Source organism: Candidatus Roseilinea sp. NK_OTU-006 (assembly GCF_012931985.1).
In the GTDB taxonomy this organism is placed as follows: domain Bacteria; phylum Chloroflexota; class Anaerolineae; order J036; family Brachytrichaceae; genus JAAFGM01.
The window spans coordinates 30,567-52,268 of the sequence record NZ_JAAFGM010000014.1 but is presented as its reverse complement, the minus strand read 5'-3'; the positions used below and the strand labels follow the sequence as shown (position 1 = coordinate 52,268).

The 21,702-nt window shown below is 59.7% G+C and carries 14 protein-coding genes, 2 tRNA genes and 3 rRNA genes; 12 read left to right on the top strand and 7 right to left on the bottom strand.

Going from position 1 to position 21,702, the window contains the following annotated elements; all coding sequences use genetic code 11:
* Positions 1-10: 10 nt before the first annotated feature.
* The 5 genes from rrf to GXH28_RS09195 all read right to left on the bottom strand — a co-directional run bounded on the left by rrf (position 11) and on the right by GXH28_RS09195 (position 5,744).
* Positions 11-127 (bottom strand): 5S ribosomal RNA (gene rrf, locus GXH28_RS09215).
* Between the two features lie 105 nt (positions 128-232).
* Positions 233-3,766, bottom strand: a 23S ribosomal RNA gene (locus GXH28_RS09210).
* Between the two features lie 188 nt (positions 3,767-3,954).
* Positions 3,955-4,027: transfer RNA gene (locus tag GXH28_RS09205), tRNA-Ala, on the bottom strand.
* A 40-nt stretch (positions 4,028-4,067) separates the two neighbouring features.
* Positions 4,068-4,141 (bottom strand) — tRNA-Ile (locus GXH28_RS09200).
* Positions 4,142-4,262: 121 nt separating this feature from the next.
* Positions 4,263-5,744, bottom strand: a 16S ribosomal RNA gene (locus GXH28_RS09195).
* The 16S, 23S and 5S rRNA genes sit together here with 2 tRNA genes alongside, the layout of an rRNA operon.
* A gap of 644 nt (positions 5,745-6,388) precedes the next feature.
* Between GXH28_RS09195 and GXH28_RS09190 the strand changes: the two genes are divergently transcribed.
* Complete coding sequence (locus GXH28_RS09190; protein ID WP_169238734.1) at positions 6,389-8,425, top strand: LCP family glycopolymer transferase; 2,037 nt, start codon at positions 6,389-6,391, stop codon at positions 8,423-8,425.
* 13 nt (positions 8,426-8,438) lie between these two features.
* On the opposite strand, the gene GXH28_RS09185 is transcribed toward GXH28_RS09190, so the two are convergent.
* Positions 8,439-9,503 (bottom strand): M42 family metallopeptidase, encoded by a 1,065-nt coding sequence (locus GXH28_RS09185; RefSeq protein ID WP_169238733.1) that lies wholly within the window; start codon positions 9,501-9,503, stop codon positions 8,439-8,441.
* Positions 9,504-9,548: 45 nt separating this feature from the next.
* Here GXH28_RS09185 and GXH28_RS16665 point away from each other — a divergent pair, with 45 nt between their 5' ends.
* Positions 9,549-10,496, top strand: coding sequence for a GDSL-type esterase/lipase family protein (locus GXH28_RS16665; RefSeq protein ID WP_169238732.1), 948 nt, complete (start codon positions 9,549-9,551; stop codon positions 10,494-10,496).
* On the opposite strand, the gene GXH28_RS09175 is transcribed toward GXH28_RS16665, so the two are convergent.
* On the bottom strand, positions 10,489-10,887 hold the full coding sequence (locus tag GXH28_RS09175) for a hypothetical protein (protein WP_169238731.1): 399 nt from the start codon (positions 10,885-10,887) through the stop codon (positions 10,489-10,491). The genes GXH28_RS16665 and GXH28_RS09175 overlap by 8 nt on opposite strands.
* A gap of 47 nt (positions 10,888-10,934) precedes the next feature.
* On the opposite strand from GXH28_RS09175, the gene GXH28_RS09170 reads away from it, so the two are divergent.
* From GXH28_RS09170 to GXH28_RS09125, 10 genes are all read left to right on the top strand, one after another.
* Positions 10,935-12,416 carry an SH3 domain-containing protein gene (locus GXH28_RS09170; RefSeq protein ID WP_169238730.1) on the top strand — a complete coding sequence of 494 codons (1,482 nt, stop codon included), beginning with the start codon at positions 10,935-10,937 and terminating at the stop codon, positions 12,414-12,416.
* A gap of 123 nt (positions 12,417-12,539) precedes the next feature.
* On the top strand, positions 12,540-12,839 hold the full coding sequence (locus GXH28_RS09165) for a hypothetical protein (protein ID WP_169238729.1): 300 nt from the start codon (positions 12,540-12,542) through the stop codon (positions 12,837-12,839).
* Between the two features lie 192 nt (positions 12,840-13,031).
* Positions 13,032-13,763 (top strand): FHA domain-containing protein, encoded by a 732-nt coding sequence (locus tag GXH28_RS09160; protein ID WP_169238728.1) that lies wholly within the window; start codon positions 13,032-13,034, stop codon positions 13,761-13,763.
* A gap of 134 nt (positions 13,764-13,897) precedes the next feature.
* A complete protein-coding gene (locus tag GXH28_RS09155) occupies positions 13,898-15,064 on the top strand; it encodes a WXG100 family type VII secretion target (RefSeq protein WP_169238727.1) in 1,167 nt (388 codons plus the stop codon).
* On the top strand, positions 15,061-15,942 hold the full coding sequence (locus tag GXH28_RS09150; RefSeq protein ID WP_169238726.1) for a hypothetical protein: 882 nt from the start codon (positions 15,061-15,063) through the stop codon (positions 15,940-15,942). The genes GXH28_RS09155 and GXH28_RS09150 overlap by 4 nt, the downstream gene beginning before the upstream one ends.
* 48 nt (positions 15,943-15,990) lie before the next feature.
* The gene (locus GXH28_RS09145; RefSeq protein WP_206156779.1) at positions 15,991-16,302 is read left to right on the top strand and encodes a WXG100 family type VII secretion target; all 312 of its coding nucleotides are present in this window, start codon (positions 15,991-15,993) and stop codon (positions 16,300-16,302) included.
* A gap of 46 nt (positions 16,303-16,348) precedes the next feature.
* Positions 16,349-16,660, top strand: coding sequence for a WXG100 family type VII secretion target (locus GXH28_RS09140; protein ID WP_169238724.1), 312 nt, complete (start codon positions 16,349-16,351; stop codon positions 16,658-16,660).
* Between the two features lie 77 nt (positions 16,661-16,737).
* Positions 16,738-18,372, top strand: coding sequence for a protein kinase domain-containing protein (locus tag GXH28_RS09135; RefSeq protein ID WP_169238723.1), 1,635 nt, complete (start codon positions 16,738-16,740; stop codon positions 18,370-18,372).
* Between the two features lie 10 nt (positions 18,373-18,382).
* Positions 18,383-20,302, top strand: coding sequence for an FHA domain-containing protein (locus tag GXH28_RS09130; protein WP_169238722.1), 1,920 nt, complete (start codon positions 18,383-18,385; stop codon positions 20,300-20,302).
* Positions 20,303-20,349: 47 nt separating this feature from the next.
* On the top strand, positions 20,350-21,675 hold the full coding sequence (locus GXH28_RS09125) for a PP2C family protein-serine/threonine phosphatase (RefSeq protein WP_169238721.1): 1,326 nt from the start codon (positions 20,350-20,352) through the stop codon (positions 21,673-21,675).
* Positions 21,676-21,702 lie beyond the last annotated feature (27 nt).

Here is a 21,702-nt window from a genome sequence, read left to right as displayed (position 1 = left end):
TCGAAGAGTCTTCTGGCAATGACCTACTCTTGCACGCAGTCGCCCACGTACTACCATCGGCGCTGACGAGCTTAACTTCCGGGTTCGGGATGGGACCGGGTGTGACCTCGTCGCTCCAATCACCAGAAGACTCTTCGTTGCGAGCGACACCCTAAAAACTGAATAGGACGCGATGTTGGGGGCGAGCACGATGGGAGCTCATGCGAGAAGTTCGATTTCTCTGCGTCATGTGAGAAACAAGCCAGACGGCCATTAGTATGAGTTGGCTAAACGCCTTGCGGCGCTTACACCGCTCACCTATCAAGCGAGTCGTCTTCTCGCGGCCTTCAGGGGGATCTCATCTTGAGGCGGGTTTCCCACTTAGATGCTTTCAGCGGTTATCCCTGCCGCACATGGCTACCCAGCGATGCTCCTGGCGGAACAACTGGCACACCAGCGGTGCGTCCATCCCGGTCCTCTCGTACTAGGGACAGCTCCTCTCAAATCCCCTACGCCCACACCGGATAGAGACCAACCTGTCTCACGACGGTTTGAACCCAGCTCACGTAACGCTTTAACGGCCGAACAGGCCGACCCTTGGGACCTTATCCAGCCCCAGGATGCGCCGAGCCGACATCGAGGTGCCGAGCGAGGCCGTCGCTGTGGACGCTTGGGCCTCACTAGCCTGTTATCCCCGGGGTAGCTTTTATCCGATTGCCACGACCTTTCCACTCAGCATCGTGGGATCACTAAGCCCGACTTTCGTCCCTGCTCGACGTGTTTGTCTTGCAGTCAAGCTCCCTTATGCCTTTGCACTCAACGGCTGGTTTCCATTCAGCCTGAGGGAACCTTTGGGCGCCTCCGTTACCTTTTAGGAGGCGACCACCCCAGTCAAACTGCCCGCCTGGCACTGTCTCGCGGCCAGATGCATGGCGCGCGGTTAGGGCCAAAACTCCGTCAGGGTGGTATTTCACCGTCGGCTCCACCGAGGCTAGCGCCCCAGCTTCAAAGCCTCCCACCTATCCTACACAGACGAAGTCCTAGCGCAATGCCAGGGTACAGTAAAGCTCCACGGGGTCTTTTTGTCCAGGTGCGGGTAAATGGCATCTTCACCACTAGTTCAATTTCGCCGAGTCCCTCGTTGAGACAGTGCTCCAGTCGTTACACCATTCGTGCGGGTCAGAACTTACCTGACAAGGAATTTCGCTCGGTTCACCTCACTCTGTTTCCAGAGGAGCCGGACTTTATCTTTCTCGCCGTGTGTTCATCTGAGCCGCGATGGCGCGGATCCGTTCGAGACCTTCAGGCGTCAGGTGTTCTCCACGTTCCATGAGCAGCACGACTTTGCGGAATCGCATGAAGTCAATGCGCTTCTTGGTCTTCAGGGGGTGGCGCTCGAAGAAGGGGATCACACGCGCTTTCAACGGTTTGAGTCCGCTTACACGAAACGCCATCCGCCGATCGTGGTTTCGGCGCACCACACCACATCCGAAGAAAGCCTTGAGGGAATACAGAATCTGTATGTCACGCTCATGCTGCACGACGGTGAATTCAGGTAACACCTGAAAGCCCGTCGGCATCTCCAGATGTGGGGTGATGCCCACATCGAAACACCCTTCGCCGTCAACGAATCCCACGACCCATTGCGACTCCAGCTTCGTTCGCGAGACCGAACGTAAAGTCTCTGAGGATTCTTCCATAGATTCTCCTTGGAAGCCTTTCCTGCGGATCGTCCCCATGTCCGTCAGCTTTTGACTGTCGAGCATGTGCTCGTGAGTACTGAGCGGCTGTTGAGGAGTTTCCCGCATATAGTTCGGTTTTACTAAGGCTCGCGCTTGAACCTTAGGACGGTTATAGTTACCGCCGCCGTTCACCGGGGCTTCAGTTCGCAGCTTCGCTTGCGCTGACCGCTCCCTTTAACCTTCCGGCACTGGGCAGGTGTCAGCCCCTATACGTCGTCTTACGACTTCGCAGAGACCTGTGGTTTAGTTAACCAGTCGCTAGAGCCTCTCATCTGCGGCCCACGGAGAGGACATCGAATGACATCGTCTCCGCAGGCTACCCTTCTCCCGAAGTTACGGGTACATTTTGCCTAGTTCCTTAACGAGGGTTCTCTCGTTCGCCTTAGGATCCTCTCCTCGCCTACCAGTGTCGGTTTGCGGTACGGGCGACATAGGGTTATGCTTAGAAGGTTTTCTTGGCAGCTTGGCTCGACGACTTAGGCTTGGGGACCCGCTTCGCTTTCAGGATCAGCGACCGGATTTGCCTGGCCGCCTCATCTCCCTACGACGTTCGCACCAGAACGACCAACGGTCTGGCTCGTCTACCATTCTGCGTCACTCCATCGCACCCTATGCCGGTATCGGAATGTTGACCGATTGTCCATCACCTACGCTTTTCAGCCTCGGCTTAGGCCCGACTAACCCGATGCGGACTGACCTTGCATCGGAAACCTTAGGCATACGGCGATCACGGTTCTCACGTGATTTGCGCTACTCATATCGGCATTCTCACTTCTGCTCGCTCCACCGCTCGTCACCGTACGGCTTCGACGCTCGCAGAACGCTCCCCTACCATCCTTGCGGATCCGTATCTTCGGCGGCATGCTTAGCCCCGCTAAATTTTCCGCGCAGGACCGTTTGACCAGTAAGCTATTACGCACTTTTTAAAGGATAGCTGCTTCTAAGCTAACCTCCTGGCTGTCTGAACAGTCCCACATCGTTTCCCACTGAGCATGCACTTGAGGGCCTTAGATGGCGGTCTGGGTTGTTTCCCTCTCGGCCACGAATCTCATCACCCGTAGCCCGACTCCTGATCTGTGGAGTAACGGCATTCGGAGTTTGATCGGGTTTGGTAGCCTGACGGCCCCTAGCCCGTTCAGTGCTCTACCTCCGTTACTGAACGATCAGGGCTAACCCTAAAGTTATTTCGGGGAGAACCAGCTATCTCGGGATTCGATTGGCATATCACCTCTACTCACAGCTCATCTCATAGTTTTGCAGCCCTAACGAGTTCGGGCCTCCACGAGATATTACTCTCGCTTCACCCTGGCCATGAGTAGCTCATCCCGTTTCGGGTCTAATGCCTGCCACTCAACGCCCTATTCAGACTCGGTTTCCCTACGGCTCCGGCTGTCACTGCCTTAACCTTGCGACAGACATTAACTCGCCGATTCATTCTCCAAGAGGCACGCCGTCAGGCATCCCTGGGAAGGGATAGCCCTCCGACTGCTTGTAGGTGCACGGTTTCAGGTTCTGCTACTCCCCTTGTCGGGGTGCTTCCCACCTTTCCCTCACGGTACTGGTTCACTATCGGTCGCCAAATGTATTTAGCCTTGCGGAGTGGGCTCCGCGGATTCACACCGTGTTAGCGTGTACGGTGCTACTCAGGATCCCTCTCGGCCGTTTCACCTTTCGTCTACGGGACTATCACCCTCTATGGTCTGACTTTCCTGAACAGTTCGACTAGGCTACGCGGTCCTACATTGAGGTCCTACAACCCCGGCCGGCAAGCCGGCCGGTTTGGGCTGTTCCGATTTCGCTCGCCACTACTTTCGGAATACTCTCTTTTCCTCGCCCTACTAAGATGTTTCAGTTCGGGCGGTTCCCTCCATCACACCTATGGATTCAGTGTGAGGTGCCTGGTTCTTCACCAGGCGGGTTTCCCCATTCGGAGACCCCCGGGTCTAGCGCCTAATCACGGCTCCCCGAGGCTTATCGCAGTGATTCGCGTCCTTCATCGGCATTTGGCGCCAAGGCATCCACCATGCACCCTTAGTAGCTTGCTCTCACATGAGGCGGAGAAATTGAATCTCCCGCATTGGGCGATTGTTCATCGCTCCACTGCGCTACATCATGCTTCGCTCGCGCGTGACGCTCACGCGCTTGCGCGTCCTATTCAGTTTTTAAGGTGCCGCTCCAGTCGGAGACTGGAGACTGGCGACCGGCTCGATCGCCAGTCTCTAACCGCCGACTGTGGAGACTAGGGGATTCGAACCCCTGACCTCCCGCTTGCAAAGCGGATGCTCTCCCAGCTGAGCTAAGTCCCCGCCGACTCCGAGGACTCGGTTCGAATCACCCGAAGTAAGGTGGGCGATTCAAGACTCGAACTTGAGACCTTCCCCTTATCAGAGGGATGCTCTAACCAACTGAGCTAATCGCCCTCTCGCTGCGGCTCGCATGCGCGCACCTCAGCAACTAAAAAGTGGCAAAGAAACCCGGGACCGAGTTTGGTCGCGGCCCACACCGTAACGGCCGCGTTTATATTAGGGATTTTCCCTAGTAAAAGGAGGTGATCCAGCCGCACGTTCCCGTACAGCTACCTTGTTACGACTTCACTCCAGTCACCAGCCCCACCTTTGACGGCGCCCTCCTTGCGGTTAGGCTACCGGCTTCAGGTGTTGCCGGCTCCCATAGTGTGACGGGCGGTGTGTACAAGACCCGGGAACGTATTCACCGCACTATGGCTGACGCGCGGTTACTAGCAACTCCGACTTCATGCAGGCGGGTTGCAGCCTGCAATCTGAACTGAGGGTAGTTTTCGAGGATTAGCTCCGCCTCACGGCTTGGCGACCCATTGTTCCTACCCATTGTAGCGTGTGTGTAGCCCCGGACATAAAGGCCATGCTGACTTGACGTCATCCCCGCCTTCCTCCGGCTTGTGGCCGGCAGTCCCGCCAGACACGTGTAACTGGCAGCAGGGGTTGCGCTCGTTAAGGCACTTAAGCCAACATCTCACGACACGAGCTGACGACAGCCATGCAACACCTGTGCTCGCTCCCTTGCGGGTCGTTCCCCTTTCGGTTCACTACCACGAGCATGTCAAGCCCGGGTAAGGTTCTTCGTGTAGCATCGAATTAAACCACACGCTCCGCTGCTTGTGCGGGTCCCCGTCAATTCCTTTGAGTTTCAACCTTGCGGCCGTACTTCCCAGGCGGGATGCTTAACGCGTTAGCTTCGGCACTGGCGGGGTTCAATCCGCCAACACCTAGCATCCATCGTTTACGGCTAGGACTACCAGGGTTTCTAATCCTGTTTGCTCCCCTAGCTTTCGCTTCTCAGCGTCAGGAATGCCCCAGAAGGCCGCCTTCGCCACGGGTGTTCCTCCTGATATCTACGCATTTCACCGCTACACCAGGAATTCCACCTTCCTCTGACATCCTCTAGCCCTGCAGTATTGAACGGCCTCTCCGAGTTAAGCCCGGAGCTTTCACGTCCAACTTACAGAGCCGCCTACAAGCGCTTTACGCCCAGTAAATCCGGATAACGCTCGCCACCTACGTATTACCGCGGCTGCTGGCACGTAGTTAGCCGTGGCTTATTCCAGGGATACCGTCCTTGCTCGTCTCCCTGAAAAGAGGTTTACAACCCGAAGGTCTTCATCCCTCACGCGGCGTTGCTGGATCAGGGTTTCCCCCATTGTCCAATATTCCTCCCTGCTGCCACCCGTAGGCGTCTGGACCGTGTTTCAGTTCCAGTGTGGGGGATCATCCTCTCAGACCCCCTACCCGTCGTAGCCTTGGTAGGCCATTACCCCACCAACAAGCTGATGGGCCGCAGACTCCTCTCGCCAGGCCCTTGCGGACTCTGATCCTTGCGGATCCTTTTGGGTATTAGCCTCTCTTTCGAGGGGTTATTCCCTCCGGCGAGGTAGATTTCTACGTGTTACTCACCCGTCCGCCACTCTCCCTTGCGGGAGCGTTCGACTTGCATGGGTTAGGCACGCCGCCAGCGTTCATCCTGAGCCAGGATCAAACTCTCCGTAAAAATTTGTAGCCTGAGGGCTACGAGGTTTTGACGAGTGACCCAAACTCGCGACTGTTCTCGAATCTCTTTGCCACTCTTTAGTTGTTAAGTTGCCTTAATTCGAGCGTGCCGATATTACTACTTTGCCGCCGACTTGTCAATACCCTTTTCCACGTTCCACGTCCACGTCTTTCCACGTTCTCCGCTTTCCGCTCACCTGAATTTGTTCGCAGCGTCCATTTTAGCAGCGACTGCTCTTCCTTCGCGACAACCCTATCCTCATGCACATCTGCTCCAAGCAGCGCGGCTGCGAGAAATGCGTGAAGCCTACCGTGCGCAGCATCCCAGCACACTTGCCGTATCCGGCGCCCGCCAGTTTGTCCCATCACCGTTCCGTCCATCTTTCTCAACGAACTTCATGAAGCCTTGTCGAGTCGGCACGATGCACATTGCAGCAATCTGCTCCAGCGCATGTAACAGAGTTGACCCGCGTTCGCGCCATCGTGCGCGGTTGACATAGAAACAAGTCCGGGTGAGAATGGCAGGGCAATTCCCAGAAGAGAGGAGAAGAGAGGATAGGAGGGGCCTGTAATTCAACCGCATCGCTGTCTTGTCGCTTCGGGCCTTTTTATCGCTTCTCGTTAAGCAATGCTTCGCCGCAATTGATGATGAAGTGGACTCACGCGCCCCGCGGGCTTGTCGGCGTACTCCTGATCATCTTGTTGTTAGGCGTCACTGCCCCGGCGCTCAGCGCGGCGCACGCGCAGGACCAACAACCGCCCAATTTCCCTACTCCGACGCCGATACCTATCCCACCGCCGGCGCGCAAGATCGTGCTGCCGCCCGGTGCGTTCAACATCGCCTTGCTCGGCACGGATAAGCGGCCGGATCGCGGTTTCATGAACACCGACGTCATCATCATTGCCAGCGTCAACCCCGATGCGCCGGTCGTCACCCTGCTCTCGATCCCGCGCGACACGTCGGTGTACATCCCCGGCGTTGGCGTCAGAAAGGTCAACCAGGCTTACGCCCTGGGCGGCCCGGATCTCTTCAAAGAAACCATCCGCTACAACTTCGGCCTGGACGTTGCCAACTACGCCATGGTGAACTTCGCCGGGCTGGTGCGCGCTGTAGATGCGCTGGGGGGCGTGGATGTGATCGTCACTTGCCCCATCCGGCATGACTTCCCGCGCGACCCCTATTACATGGGCGGCAGCATTGTGGCGAGGGACTACGTGGATACGTTCACCGGCGAGGTGTGGCCGGCTGGCTCGCGTGTGCCGTTGCTGCGCTTAGATCTGCCCAAGCCCGGCGTGTACAGGTTGAACGGCTTGCAAGCGCTGGCCTACGTGCGTGCGCGCTACAACATCCCCGGCGGCGACGTGGACCGCGGCCGGCGCGAGCAACGCATCGTGCGCGCCCTGCTGGCTAGGGCCCGCCAAGTCGGCTCGCTCACCAAGCTTACCGAGCTCTACAACACCGTGCGCAACGACGTCGAAACCGATTTGACGCTGGAAAGCATCCTGCGCTACGCCATGATGATTGACCGAATGGGTGATGCGGTCGTGCGTAGCCGCTACTTGATGGGCTATGACGCGAACGGCGCCGCACTGGAGGGTGCGCCAAGAAACTGGAACGACCGGCTGGACTACATCCAGAAGGCTCTGAACGTCGCCCTCAACCAGCGCATCAACGACGGCATCCCGATCGAAGTGCTGGACGGCGTCGGCGACCCAGGTTTTGCCTTGGCGGCAGCGGATCGCCTGAAAGAGCTGGGCTTCGTCGTGACGGCCATCCAGCCGGCTGGGCAGCGCTACGCGCACACCAGGGTGATTGACCACACGACGACTAAGAAGGGTAGCGCGCTGCCGCTCTTGCTGCGCACGTTTAACATCAACTCACGGCACGTCGTCGCCGAGCCGAACCCGAGCGGGCCGCGCTTCACCGTCATCGTGGGGCCCGATTTCAACACCTGCTACTACGCCAAGTCGCTGGCGGCGACGGGCAGCCAACCGATCAAACCGCAGGTGGCCTCCGCGGCGGAAGCATTGCAGCTATTGCAGACTTCGGTCGTCGTCACCGACACCGCGCACATCGCACAAGCAGTGGTTGAGTCGCTCAACCAGCAAGCCGCTGTGGTGATCACCGCAACGGCGCTGCTCGACCCGGCGGCCGCAGCCACGACCCCGCCGGCGCCACCGGCGGTCGCCCCGCCCACCTTCCTGGTGCCGCCGGGCGACATCGTCAACATCCGTAGCGCGCCGACTCTACGTTCGCGCAGACTGGGCCAGTTGCGCGGCGGGTTCAGCAGCGAGATCCTCGGCCGCAGCGTGGACGGCAACTGGCTGCAGTTCCAGATGCCGCGCACCGGTCGGCTGGCTTGGGTGAACAAGGACGTGGTGCAAGTCAAAGGCTACTCCTCGGCGATGGCTGCGGAAGGCGATGAAGGGCGAGCGCCGCCCAATCCCGACTCACCGCGCATCGTCATCCCGGCCGGCAACGTGGTGAACGTGCGCAGCGGCCCCGACCTGACCTTCGACATCCTCGGCCGGATGTTCGCGCGCCAGTCGGCGCCGATCATCGGGCGCAGCGCCGATGGTCTGTGGTGGCAGATCGAGTTTGGCGGGCAACCGGCCTGGATCTCAGCGCGCTACGTGCGCGCCACGGGCAACGCCGGCGGCGTGCCGACGACGAGGCGTTGAGTACCCCGGGGCGCTAGCGCGGTGTGAAGTCGGTCTGCGGCGCCATCTCTCGCACAAACGCAGCGATCAGCTTCGCTGCGTTTTCCACGTCGCTCAGCGCGATCATCTCGTTCGGCGAGTGCATGTAGCGGTTGGGGATGGAGATGATGCCGGTCGCCACGCCGCCGCGCGAGAGGTGAATCGCGTCGGCGTCGGTGCCGGTGGCGCGCGGATTGGCCTCCACGGCGTAGGGGATGCCCTCGCGTTCGGCCAAGCCAACCAGCATGTCGAACACGACCGGGCTGCCCGCCGACCCGCGCGAGAGGACCGGCCCGCCCCCCAGCTTCACGTCGCCGGAGCGCCGCTTGTTTGCGTCGGGATGGTCGGTGGCATGGGTCACATCCACGACGATGGCCGCCTGTGGCGCGAACGAGAAGGCCGAGGTATATGCGCCGGCGAAGGTAATCTCCTCCTGCACCGTCGCCACTGCGGCGACCGTCGCCACCGGGCGCGCTTGCGCCAGCAAGCGCAACGCTTCCAGCACGGTGAACGCGCCGATGCGGTTGTCAATGCTGCGAGAGACGATGCGCCCGTTGGGAAAGTCGTAGACCGGCGCGTCAATGACGCCGGCCGTGCCCACCCGCACGTGTGCCAGCGCCTCGTCACGGTTCCTTGCGCCGATGTCGATCCACAAATCCTCAATCTTGCTGGCCTTGTCGCGCTCGTCCGGCCTGATGAGGTGGATGGCCTTTTTGCCGATCACGCCGAGCACATCGCCTTGCTTGCCGAGCAAGCGCACGCGCTGGCCCACCAGCACCTGCGGGTCCCAGCCGCCGATCGGCGCGAACCATAGGTAACCTTCGTCATCCACGTGGGTGATCATCAAGCCGATCTCGTCTATGTGGCCGGCCAACAGCACGCGCGGCGCGCCTTCCGCGCCGTTCAACACGGCGTATGAATTACCGCGCACGTCGGCGCGCACTTCGTCGGCGAAGGTCATGGCCTCTTCACGCCAGACTCGCGCCGGGCCGACTTCGTCGCCCGATGGACCGGGCACGCCGAGGAGTCGCTTCAGGAATGTGATGGAGCGCTCATTCATGCGCGCGATTATCTACGATGTCACCGGCGCGTTAAAATCGCGCCCGTGACCGCGAAAGTTGCCCTGGCAGCGATGGCCGGCGCGCTGCTGGTGGCCTGCGGGCCCGCACAAGACGCCCGCCCCGACCCGCTGCGTCGCCCTGCGCCGCCGGTCTTCGGCCGGTTCGACCCGGCCAGCACACGCGACATTGACGTGGATGCCCTGCCGGTGCTGCCGGAGATCACGCCGACGATGGCGGAGTCGCTGCGCGCGATCTACCGGGCCGGCCTGGCCAGAGGCAACCATCCGCGCGTGCTCGCCAAGCTCGGCGATTGCATGACCGAGAACGAGTATTTCCTGGCGCCGTTCAGCGCCGGGCGTTACGAATTGGGCGACTACGCGGCGCTCAAACCGACGCTCGAGCATTTCCTGGGCGCTCCGGCGCGGGCCAACGGCGTCCGTCCGTGGGATAAGGACTCGTTCGCCACTCCCAGCCTGGCCGCGGCCGGCGGCTTTAACGTGGCCGGCCCGCTCGACCCAACGTGGTCGAATCCCGATTGGTGCGCCGCCGACGAGTCGCCGCTGCAGTGCGAGTTTCGCGTCTCCAAGCCGGCCTTCGCCATCGTCATGTTCGGCACCAACGACGTGAACACGACCGACCTGGCGACCTACGACTTCTACCTGCGCACGATCATCAGCCAGACGCTCGACGCCGGCGTCATCCCCATCTTGAACACCTTCCCCACGCGGCCGGAAAACCCCGCCAAGACTCGGCAGCTCAACCAGATTGTGGTAAAGGTGGCGCAGGACTACGGCGCGCCTCTGATCAACCTGAATCGCGCGCTGGCCGCGTTGCCCAACCAGGGCGTGGACCCTCAGGACGCGACGCGCCTCAGCGTGCCGCCGGATGGTCGCGTGGATGTCTTTTCGTCCGAACACCTGCGCTATGGCTTTACCATGCGCAACCTGGTGACGCTGCAGACGCTGGACGCGGTGTTACGGGCAGTCAGATAGCGCGATACCCGCACATCCGCCACTCGCCGCCTTCTTGGATCGCCTTGAACTGACGCTCGGCCAGGTTGAATTCGCGGCGCTCGCCGTCGTAGTTGGTGATAATTCTGCCGGTGCAAGTGATCAACGCCGTGTCCCCCTCGGTTGCATCGGTTCGACAGGCAAGCGCGTCCAGCGATGGGCTGCGCCCCTGGATCGAGGTCGCTTCTAGGCGGGCGTTGGGTTCCCAGGCTGCGCACGAGAGGGCGATCATGCGTTCCACTTCGCCCTTCACGCGCGCCTGCAGATACGCTTCGATGCGCTGAGCTGGATCACCGGCGGGCGCACCACCGCAGGCGACCAGCGCGATGCTCAACCCCAGGGCCACTGCGATTGTCCTGTTTGTCTTGCGCATGGCGCGCATCGTATCACTGGCCGCGGGGGTTCGATACAATGCGCGCGATGCAGCCGCGTCCGCGCAGTCCGCGCACGCCGCCACCGGCGGTCGCCCTGCTGTTTGCCCTGCTTGCGTTCACCGGCGCAGCACTCATCGCGCAGGCGCTGCGCCGCGCTGCGCCTGCGCCGCCCGGCGCCATCGCGGTGACCCTCTACCCAACGCGGCCGCTTCCGACGCCCAGGCTCATGCCGCAAATTGCCGCGCCTACCGAGACGCCGACCATTGAGCCGACGCCCACGCCGCGCGCGACGCAATACGTCGTGCAGCCGAACGATACGCTGTGGGACATCGCCATCCGCTTCGGCTTCGCCACGCTCGATCCGATCATCGCTGCGAACCCCGGCATCAATCCCGATTTTCTCTCGCTCGGGCAAGTCATCAATATCCCGGGCGTGGATTTCGTCCCACCGCCGCGGCCACGACCGACCGCGACGTGGGCTCAGCCGCCGGCGCCGGCGCCCGCTTACTTCGTGATGGGGCAGGTGCTGCCCGATGCCGGTGGGTTGCGCCTGCGCGCCGGCCCAAGCTACGAGAGCCGCGTCATCACGCGCTTGGGGCCGAACACCGCGCTGAAGATCCTCGGCCAGGTGGCCGGACAAAACTGGTTGAAGGTGATCACGCCCAACGGCACGGAGGGCTATGTGGACGCGCGCTATGTGAGCATCGGCGGCGCGATGACGCTGCCGACCTCGCCGGCTTTGGACGCGCCATCGCCCCCCGAAGCCGCAGCCGGCCCGCTCGAATACCCGTACCTATCCGACATTTCGCCGCGCGTCTATCAAATCTTTCAGGTCGGCCAGGCGCGCGGCAACCGTCCCAACGCCTTCTCGGTGGTCGGCGATAGCAACTCGCAGCATCCGGCCTTCCTCAAGCCGTTTGATTGGGGCAACTACAACTTAGGTAACTACGCTTATTTGCAACCCACGCTGGACTTTTTTCGCGGCTCATTCGCCCACGACAGCCCGGCAGCGGCCGGCGGCTTCAACACCGCCAAGGTGCTCGATCCCGCGTATGCGCCGGCCTACTGCAACGGCCAGTCGCCGCTGGAATGCGAATACAACCGGACTCGCCCCAGCGTCGCGCTCATCCTGCTCGGCACCGGCGACCAGCACACCTGGCAGGACTTCGAGAGCAACTATCGCCGGATCATCGAGATTTCGATCAAGATGGGTGTGATCCCCGTGCTGATCACCAAAGCCGACGACCTGGAATCGCGCGACAACAGCGCGCCCTATGGCTACATCAACGGCAAGATCGCTCAGTTGGCAAGCGAGTATCAAGTTCCGCTGCTGAACCTGCGCCAGGTGGTGCAGCGCCTGCCCAACGGCGGCACTATCGGCGATGGCTTCCACTACAACTACCCCGGCGATAACCGCAGCGCGTGGTTCACACCGGACTATCTGCAATACGGCTACAACCAGCGCAATTTGACGGCGCTGCAGGTGTTGGACGTGCTGCGCCGAAAGGTGATCCGGCCGGGGACGTAGGGACGACGTTGCAAGCCGATAGACCGCGTTTGCGAGCGATCTGGGGTTGACTTCCCCACGACTCGGAATAGCAACCGGATGGTCAGTTCGAGGAAAGAAGGCGGTCGGCTCCGTCGGGATGAGATGGAATGGGCGACGGAGCGTCTGGAACATGGGGTGATGGTCAGGCTGAACGAAGTCCCCTTCAACGTGCGAATATTCACGGTGTTGGCCACACATGGCGACGTTGACCGGGTGATTGCCAATTGCCCAGATGAGACGTTGACCACGCAGCCGCCCAAGAAGCGAGCGACGTGCGCCGGCAGGTCGAAGCACGGCATCGGAGGCTCAAGCAGCCAACCGGAACCGAAAAGTGCCGGTGTTGCAACGCGCGTTCACAACAAAACCACATTGCTTGCTGCTATCAAGCCTGGCTTTCTTTGAAGATGAAAGCCAGGTCACCTAGAAAGACAATTTACCAAACCAAACAGGATTTGTTGAGCGATTCTTTGCGAGCGGAACTGGCCGCGCCAGGCTTTTACTCCCGCTGAAGCGGAAGTTCTATAAAATAACGGCGCGTGTAGGTAATGATATTTTTTTACTTTGACGCGCTTAACTGAATAGAACAGCGGCAAGATGGCTGAGCAGGAGGCGGGTATGGCATATCGGTCGAGATTAACTTTAGTTCCACTCAGCAACAGGGGGCTATCCTATGAGATCGAGGATGAGCACACACCCTGCTTGATCGGACGCGATAAAGCCGCAAGGATACAACTATCTGATCAGACGGTCTCGCGACAGCATGCACTGTTAATCTACGAGGGGGGAGATTGGTATCTCCAAGATCAAAGCCGAAACGGCACGCGCGTCAACGGTCAGTTGGTCAAGGGAAAGCGCGTCAAGCTATGTCATGGCGACCGGGTGTGTATTGGCTTGATGCTTGATCACACAATCGTCATCGTCAATCGCGGCAGTGATGAGACGACGTTCCTGACGGAGAGCCACACCACGGTTGTCGCCAATTATCCGGAAGACCAACTGCGCGTGCTCAATTCGGGCGAGGTCTGGATAGGTCAAAAACGACTCGAACTCTCCGATCAGGAGATCAGGCTGGTGCGGTTGCTGGAAGCAGTGCGGGGGAAGCACTGTAGCAACGACGAGATCATTAAGCACATCTTCAATGGCGTTGGTAACAGCAGCAATGTCCAGGAGCTGGTCAAGCGCGTGCGCAAGAAGATCACGGATCAGACTGGTCAGGATGGCAAACGATACATCGAGGGTTACCACGAGGGCTATGTGTTGCACACCCGCCCTAAGCCTCAGCCGACAGGAGACGGTTTGCGCCTCGGTCGCGGCGCCAGGTCTTGACCTGCACTCTGCTGCTATTACGCCCCAGCTAAGAAGACTCTCCGCGAAACGTCTAGCAAGAACGGTCAAACCACTCTAGACTCTTACGCGAAGAGGCTTGAATTCGCGCATCAGGAGGAGCAAAAAGATAGCTTATGTCTAGCGCGCCGCCGTTATTTGTCAGTCTAGGTGATCTGCGCCAAGCGGCCAGCCTAATCGAACAGCATGGCGGTCGGATTGAGCGTGCCGCAGATGTGTTGCGCCAACGCTGGTGCGAGCTTTCTGAGGCAAATGACTTTGTTGCGGAGTCAGACGTGGCGGCGTTGTGCCGGCGCGCGTTTGCCGAGCTAAGCCGTTCGCAGCAGATATGCGCCGAGCTGGCTACGGCGCTGCGCCTCACGGCTGACGCACTAGAAGATGCCGATCGTCGTGCGGCTGCGATTTTCCGCTGCCCGGAAAGCAGCTCTGGCGGCGGTAATTCTAACCCTCCATCGCTGGCCGAAGTTGCCGGTGACTTGCTTGATCTCGGCCGATTATTGTTCTCACTCGGGCTTTTAAACATAAGCGAAATAAAGATGAATAGCGGCGGTTATCTAACCTTTAGCATTTTATACGGACAGATCAGCCCTGATGCGTTGGGCATTTTGGGTGGTGTCGCCAAAAACCAGCGCGATTTCGTGCATAGGTTGACGACAGTAGATCTCTACAAAGTGGCCAGGCCTTTAGCGCTTCTCGATGCAATCCCGCATCTGATGTGGGTGGGGGAATCGCTGTCGAAAGGCGACACTACGGGTGCCCTAGTTAGCCTTGGCGGCCTGGGCCTGGGACTGGGATCGCGCGCATTAACAGGGCGTTCCGGATTAGTTCTCTCTTTATTACAAGATGTTCCAATAGGCGTCTATCAAGCAGCAACGGCCCCGGATTTTACGGATAAGCGTGAGGCAGCAATAATTGTCAAAGCCGCAGCCCCTGTCGTCAGCGTAGCTGCTGGCCATTTAGCAGGTATCGGCGTGACTGCCGTGCTGACCGCGATCTGTCCGATTGGCGCGCCACTTTGGTACGCGGTTGGCATGGGGGCGGCGAAGCTTGTCACGTCCTACGTTGTAGGGGAAGTGGTGTCGCGGGCAATAGACAATGAAACGACGATCAACTTTCTTGATACTCACATAGACTCATTCAAGTCGAACCTGACGGCAACTACGCAGAAAATCGTGAACGATGTCCATGATTTGGTCGAGCCCCTCAGTCGCGATTTGGATCAACTTTTCAATCCAAACACGGGTTCTGCTCGCCCATCACGATCTTGGGAGGTTTGGCGATGAAGCCGCTCTATACTTTTGCCCTCGAAGAGCTGGCCTACTTGTGGGCCTTGCAGGGAAACCCGCGCGCTGCGCATCTTCTGTTGCGCACAGACATGGGCGAACAGGTAGACCAGCGCCCCCTCCTTGAACAACGTTTGACCACCGCAGGACACACGCTGTTGGCCCGTGGGCTGCTCGAGGAGACCCCGGCGAAGGATGGCGTGCAGCCGCTGCCGGCTTTGCGTGACTTGTTCGCCCGGATAGCAGACGCGCCGCTGTTCTTCCAATACGCCTGTTCGACCGCTGCGGGCGCGCTTTACTTGGCGAACGGCAGTGTAGTCGTGCAGGAGAGGCGCCATGAGGTGGTTTATGACTTCTGGCTGCACGCGCGCGACGAGGCGATGCTCCGGCTTGCCGAGCGGCTAGGGTTGCCGGCGCCGGAGGGAGGTGAGTTGCCGGGGCCGGCTGCGCGGATCACCCTAGCTTTGTTCGCCCGCATCCTCGAGCAAGCCGGCGCCAGCCCGGACGATGCTGTTATCAATCTGGTCGCGGCCGGCTTCGAATCTGCCGGCGCTCGCGCACTGGTGCAAGCGCTGAACCACGCTGGCACCCGCGGCGAAGTTGCCCTGGTCGCCATGAGCGATCACGGCGTCAATCTCCAGCTTTCTGGATGGCGGTTCGTCCGCGGCGCAGACGTCTTGTGGTGGTTTCCGATGGGCCAAACCGATCAGGTGCTGCCGGCCTACCAGCTCACGCCGGCACAGAGCGCCAATCTGTTGTCGGTCTGGTTCGACCAGGTCAAGCAGGCTTTGAGCCAGGCCGGTCAGGCACCTGCCGGAGAAAATTCTCCGCCCGACATCAAGCAAGACGAGGCGAGTTCAAATATCTTAGGGGTGTAGCGCGAAACTGAGCGCAGCCGCACATCCAACAAACACAGGAGGAAAGGCATGGACAGGATTCGAATTGACTACCAAACAATGTATCGCGTCGCCGGGGCCTTTGGGCAGCAGGCAGGTGAGATCGGGGATATCCTGCGCGCGCTTGAAGGGCGCATCAACCAGCTCGATGCGAGCTGGGACGGCATAGCCGAGCAAGCCTTCAGGCAGGAGTGGGAATCTTGCCGGCGCAAGCTCGCCGATACGCCCAGGATGCTGCAGGAGATTGCCACGGCGCTCACTCGCATCGCCGATGAGATTCGCGCCGCCGAGGAGCGTATGCGTGCTCAGATGTCAACCATCATCACTTCCGACAACTACTAAATCGTGAGTATCCAGATCACAGTTAGGGCGACAGGAGGACAGACCTATGGCACAGATTCGCATAACCTATTCGGAGATGCGCGCAGCGTCCGAGGACTTCCGGATGCGGGCGTCTGACATCGAGATTATTCTCGCGAATCTCAACAGGCAGATGGAGGATTTGCTTGCCTGCTGGGAAGGAGCTGCCGAGGCGGCGTTCATGCCAGAGTTGCACAATTGCCAGAACAAGCTGAAGGACACGCCACCGATGCTGCGCGAGATTAGCGAAGCGCTGCGGCGCACTGCCCAGGAGATTGAGGAAGCGGAGAACAAGGCCAAAATCATTGCCCAGAGCACCATCGTCTCTGATGGACGATAGTGCCGTTCACGTGACCTGCTTAGCCGACGCTTGCACAGAGCGTTGGCTAAGCAGGCGTTTAGCCGGCTGCGATGCCCATGATGGACGAGTTGCTTCCCTTTTTGCTCATCGGCGCGTTGTTGCTCGTGCTGGCCGTCCTCATTGCGCGCCTGATCAGGATTACTGCTGCACGGCGCGGCTTCAGACTCGTCCGACCCATCTACAAGCTGGTTGTTCTGGAAGGTGAGCACAAGGGCAAGGCATTCCACATCAATCGAACACCGTTCTACATTGGGCGCAGTGACTCATGCGCGGTGCACCTGAAGAATGAACCAACCGTCTCCCGCCACCATGCGTATATCGCAGTCGAGGAAAGCAGCGACACCAAGCTCATGCTAGTCGACAATCGAAGTATGAATGGCGTTTACAGTGATGACGGTCGGCGCATCTTCCAAAAGTTGCTTGCGCCCGGCGATCGCTTTCGCATCGGGCGAACGGTCTTCGCGTTGGCAAATAGCAACGGCGTTGTGCCGCCTGCGCCTGCTTCCCCTCATTCAAGCGTGCCCAATCAAAACAGTCTCTCTAGGCTGGGGCGCTACGAAATCGGCCCGAAAGTGGGCAGGGGCGGATTCATGACCGTCTATCGCGCCACCGATCTCAGAAACAACCAAACCGTGGCGCTCAAAGTGCTCACGGTCCAAACGGACGTTCGAGTACAGCAGTATATGCGCCGCAAGATACGCGATTGGCTGCATCTAGGACTAGCGCTATCTCATCCTCACTGCGTGCGATTGCTAGATGGAAACGCAGACAGCGATCCGGCATATTTGGTGGAGGAGTTTATCCCCGGCAAAAAGTTGAGCGACATGATGTCGCAGTTGACCGATCTCGACTCGCGCGTGCGCGTGATCGGTGAGATCTGCCATGGGCTGTATTTTCTTCACAAAAATGGGATTATCCACCGCGATTTGTCGCCAAACAACGTGATGTTTGACGAGAAGAAGCGCTGTAAGCTGATCGATTTTGGATTGGCGCGCTACGATCATCATCCAACCATCACTCAATATGGCATGTTGATCGGAACCCCGACCTACTTTTCGCCCGAGCACGCCCGGTGCGACCCGACTCAGTTGTGCCCACAAAGCGACCTGTATTCGCTAGGGGTCATTGCTTTTCATCTGTTTACCGGTCGTCCGCCGTTCGTGTATGAGCAGGGGAATTATGAGGACCTTGTTAAGGCCCACATCCGCCTCCCACCGCCCAGGCCGAGGGAGCTTGTGCCGGATATCCCCGACGATATCGAGACGGCGATCCTGCGAGCGCTGAACAAGCGACCTCAGGAGCGCTTCAAAGATGCCTTGGAGATGGCTCGGGCATTTGGTTACAAAGAATCGTTTCATCTTGGCAGCCTCGCCAGTCAATCGGTTCAACGCGCCTTTGCCGGATCACAGTTCAACGAGCCTCTGAAGTTACAGCGGTCCGACGGCACAGTGTTGACAATCGCTCCGCCTCAGATGCATATCACGCGCGAGCTGATCGCGCCTGACGATAGCGCTATCTCGCGTCGCGAGCACGGACGCTTCGTTTATCAGCAGGACGGTTTCTGGAGAATCGAACCGCCAGCCCAGAAGTCCTTGTTAATCTACATTGATGACACACTCCTGGATGAGCCGACTCTGCTCGGCAAAGGCGATCGGATTCGCATCGGCAAGACAACGCTGACAGTTCTGTAGAGGCAAGGGTATGAGAGCAATTGCTTTGCGCATCGCGGCTGCGATGAGTGTCGTTTGGACATTCATCCCGAATGCGGCCTACAGTCAGACAATCGGTGAACGCGACACGCTGCAGTTGATCTGCGACGATGACGACTATCCAACCATCACCTGCACCGCGACGGTGTTCGGCAATAAAACGAATGTGCCCCTGCGAGGCATCAGCCAGGAGCAGGTGAACGTTCGGCTGGCCGACCGCACAGACACCTTTGAAGGACTGACCTGGCAAGAGAGTATCGAAGGCGCTGTCCCGGTTGGACTCATCTTAGTCGTGGATTTCAGCAGCGCCTTGGGGGGAGCGGCGGAGCAGGTGCGCATCGGCATTGACACCTTTATGCGGGACTTGGCCATCACCGATCAGCAGATTCCCGAATCGCAGCGCGATGCGGTCGGGATTCTGGTCGTGAGCGGCCCGGTTGAGATCGGCAACGACCCGCGCAACTTGTCCCTCAGCGAGGCGCGCGAGTCTTTGGCGACGACGGATCGCAACTTGGTGCGCAACATTATTCGTCGGGCGACAGCCAGACAGGCTACGCCGCTCTACGATGCTGTGTATAAAGCGCTCCTTATCGCCGACCAGACGACCATAGCTCGCCGCGCAGTGGTGATTATTAGTGACGGGCGCGACCAGGGCAGCAGCCGCACGTTTAAGGCTGAAGATACGATCGCGCGCGCGGTGAGCGACCGCACGCCGCTCTTCGCCATTGCCGTCGGGGCATCGCAGGCGGAGGAGTACCTCAAACGAGTGGTGTTTGAGACGGAGGCGACCTTTCAGCGTGTTGATAACGCCGAGCAACTTCAGCAAGCCCTGGAAGAAATACGCCGCCTGCTAAAGACCCAGTATCGCTTAGCCTTACAGGCTAAGTTAGCGCCCGACAATGCGCAGTATCCCCTCGGGGTGCGCCTCACCTTGCCCAACGCGACCCAGACCGGCGCTGTGGCCGTCATCACGGCGCGTCCGCCCGTGCGGCCGCAGATCATCAGCATCGCCGTGAGCGATAGTGCAGGGCAGCCGGTAGACGTCAGTCAGCCTTTACCCAAGCCGAGCGTGCGCTTAGAAGCTCAGGTTCGCGCACGCGCCATCTCGCGCGTCGAGTTCGAAGTGGACGACAGCGGCAACGTGCTCACGGCGCGGCAACCGCCCTTCGCGGTTGACTTGGATACGGAGCGCCTGAAGAGTGAGGAAACTCATAAGCTCATCGTGCGCGCCTACGGCGTGCCTGACACGTCCGAGAACCGTGATGAGCAGGAGTTTGCTTTTACGGTCTCATCTCGCCCAACGTCTGGGAACTTTCTGGGGGGCGGGAATACGCAGCCCCTTCCTGCAGGCCGAACCATACCCTGGTTGGTCGTCGGCAGCCTGGCGGTTCTGGTCGTGATCGCATCGGTTGCGGTTTATGCGATCTCTCGTCGCCGCGCCTTCGATGCGACGGTTGTTGAGCCTGTCAACAACAACGTGGTGGTGTCATCGTATGAGCCGGCGCGGTCGCTCGCCGTATCTTCAACCGATCCCACTCAGGTGATCTTGTCGCCGTCGGCAGAGCGGGCAAGCAACCTGACAGTTGTGCTTCCGCAAGGCAAGTACCGGTTAGAGATCCTTGGCGGGGAACAGCGCGGCCGGCTGTTCCCTATCGGCATCCAAGGCGCCGAGCGCGTGCGCGTGGGCAGAGAGCCTGACGGTAGCCAGACCTTCATTCAGCTCAACAGCCCGCACATCTCACGCAAGCACGCCGAATTTACCCTCGAGAACGACACGGTCTTCCTCACCGATCTTGGCTCAAGCTCGGGCACCTTTCTTAATGGCCGAAAATTGCGCAGTAGCGAACGCGTCGAGGTGCGCCCCGGTGACCGCATCACATTTGCCAATATTGAAACGGAGGTCAAACCTTGATTCAGGTCATGGCAAGCCGCCGTTGTGCGTCATCAAGCGCTCACAAGTTGCTCAAGCGGTCGAGCAGCGCTTATTCTGCGATTGGCAATCGCGATGAGAACCAGGACGCCTACTGGTGCGGTGAATCCATCTCGTCCAGAGAGGAGCTTGGTTTCGTCGTCGCCGATGGTATGGGGGGCGGGCGAGATGGTAGGTGGGCGGCTCAAACAGCGACTCGCATCATCGCCGACGCGCTGCATACCCAGCCTGCTTCCGCAGCGACGCAATCGGCCGCTGAAAGACTTCGTTTGGCGATTGCTCGGGCTAATGCAGACATTCATGCGCATGCAACACATACCGGCCAGCCAGATGAGTTGAAGGGCGGTCAGGTGGGTTGTGCGCTCGCAGCGGGCGTGCTGAACCAAAATACGCTGACCATCGCGCATGTCGGCGACGTGCGCGTATATCTCTGGCGGCGGGGGCGCCTGCAAGCGCTGACTCGAGATCACTCGTGGACTGTTGCAGCCGGAGAGGAAGCCGATTGGGGGGGAGCGATGCGCCATGTCTTGCTACGCGCCGTTGGGCCTGAGCCTCAAGTAGAGCCGGATGTGTGTGAGCACCCGATTGAGCCAGGTGACGTTGTCGTCGCTTGTACTGACGGCGTCTGGTCAGCCTTACCTGCGGCGCAGATGGAGTGGCTTATCGCTCGGACTCCGCCGAAGTCACTGGCCCGACGCCTTGTGGAAGCTGCTCATGAACGTGATGCTGGCGATAACGCCACCGCTTTGGTCATTGCCCTTCGGAAGGAAGATTTATCCACAAGATACCTGGGCGTTGCTGCTGTTGTCGTTGCTTTGTTGATCGCATTGATTGTGCTGATCGGCGCACGGGCGAACAATTTGCTCGGCAGCCCAGGCTTGCCACCGGCGCACAGCGGCGCATCGCAGTTCGCGCCTTCATCTGACGGCTTCGTCCAGGGCAGCGCGCCGGACGGCGCTGCTGCTACAACGCCGCCTGCACCCGAGCTGCGCCTCAACGCTCCACTGCCGCAACCGACGGCGACGCTTGCTGTTGTGCCGGTTGCTACTGTTTGCTCCGAGAAAGACTTTAATTACTCGCAGGAGCGGTGCGCTTATGCAATGAGTGAGTTCACTCGACAGCAGGCAATTTACGTGAGCTGGGATCCGCCAAGCGCTCAGCTCCGGCTCGTGGAAACGATGCGCCGAGGCTACACCGCCAGGCCGCGGACGATGCTGCCGGAGCAGACACGAGGCTATATCCGTCTTGATGCGAGCGCTTTTGGCGGACTTCGACCGAACACAAGCTACATTGTGCGATTGCACTTCGTCGGTCTAGCAAGCCCTGCTGAAATTCGTTTCAAAGTTGTGCGCTAGGCTGGCAGCCAGCTCGGTGAGCGCTAG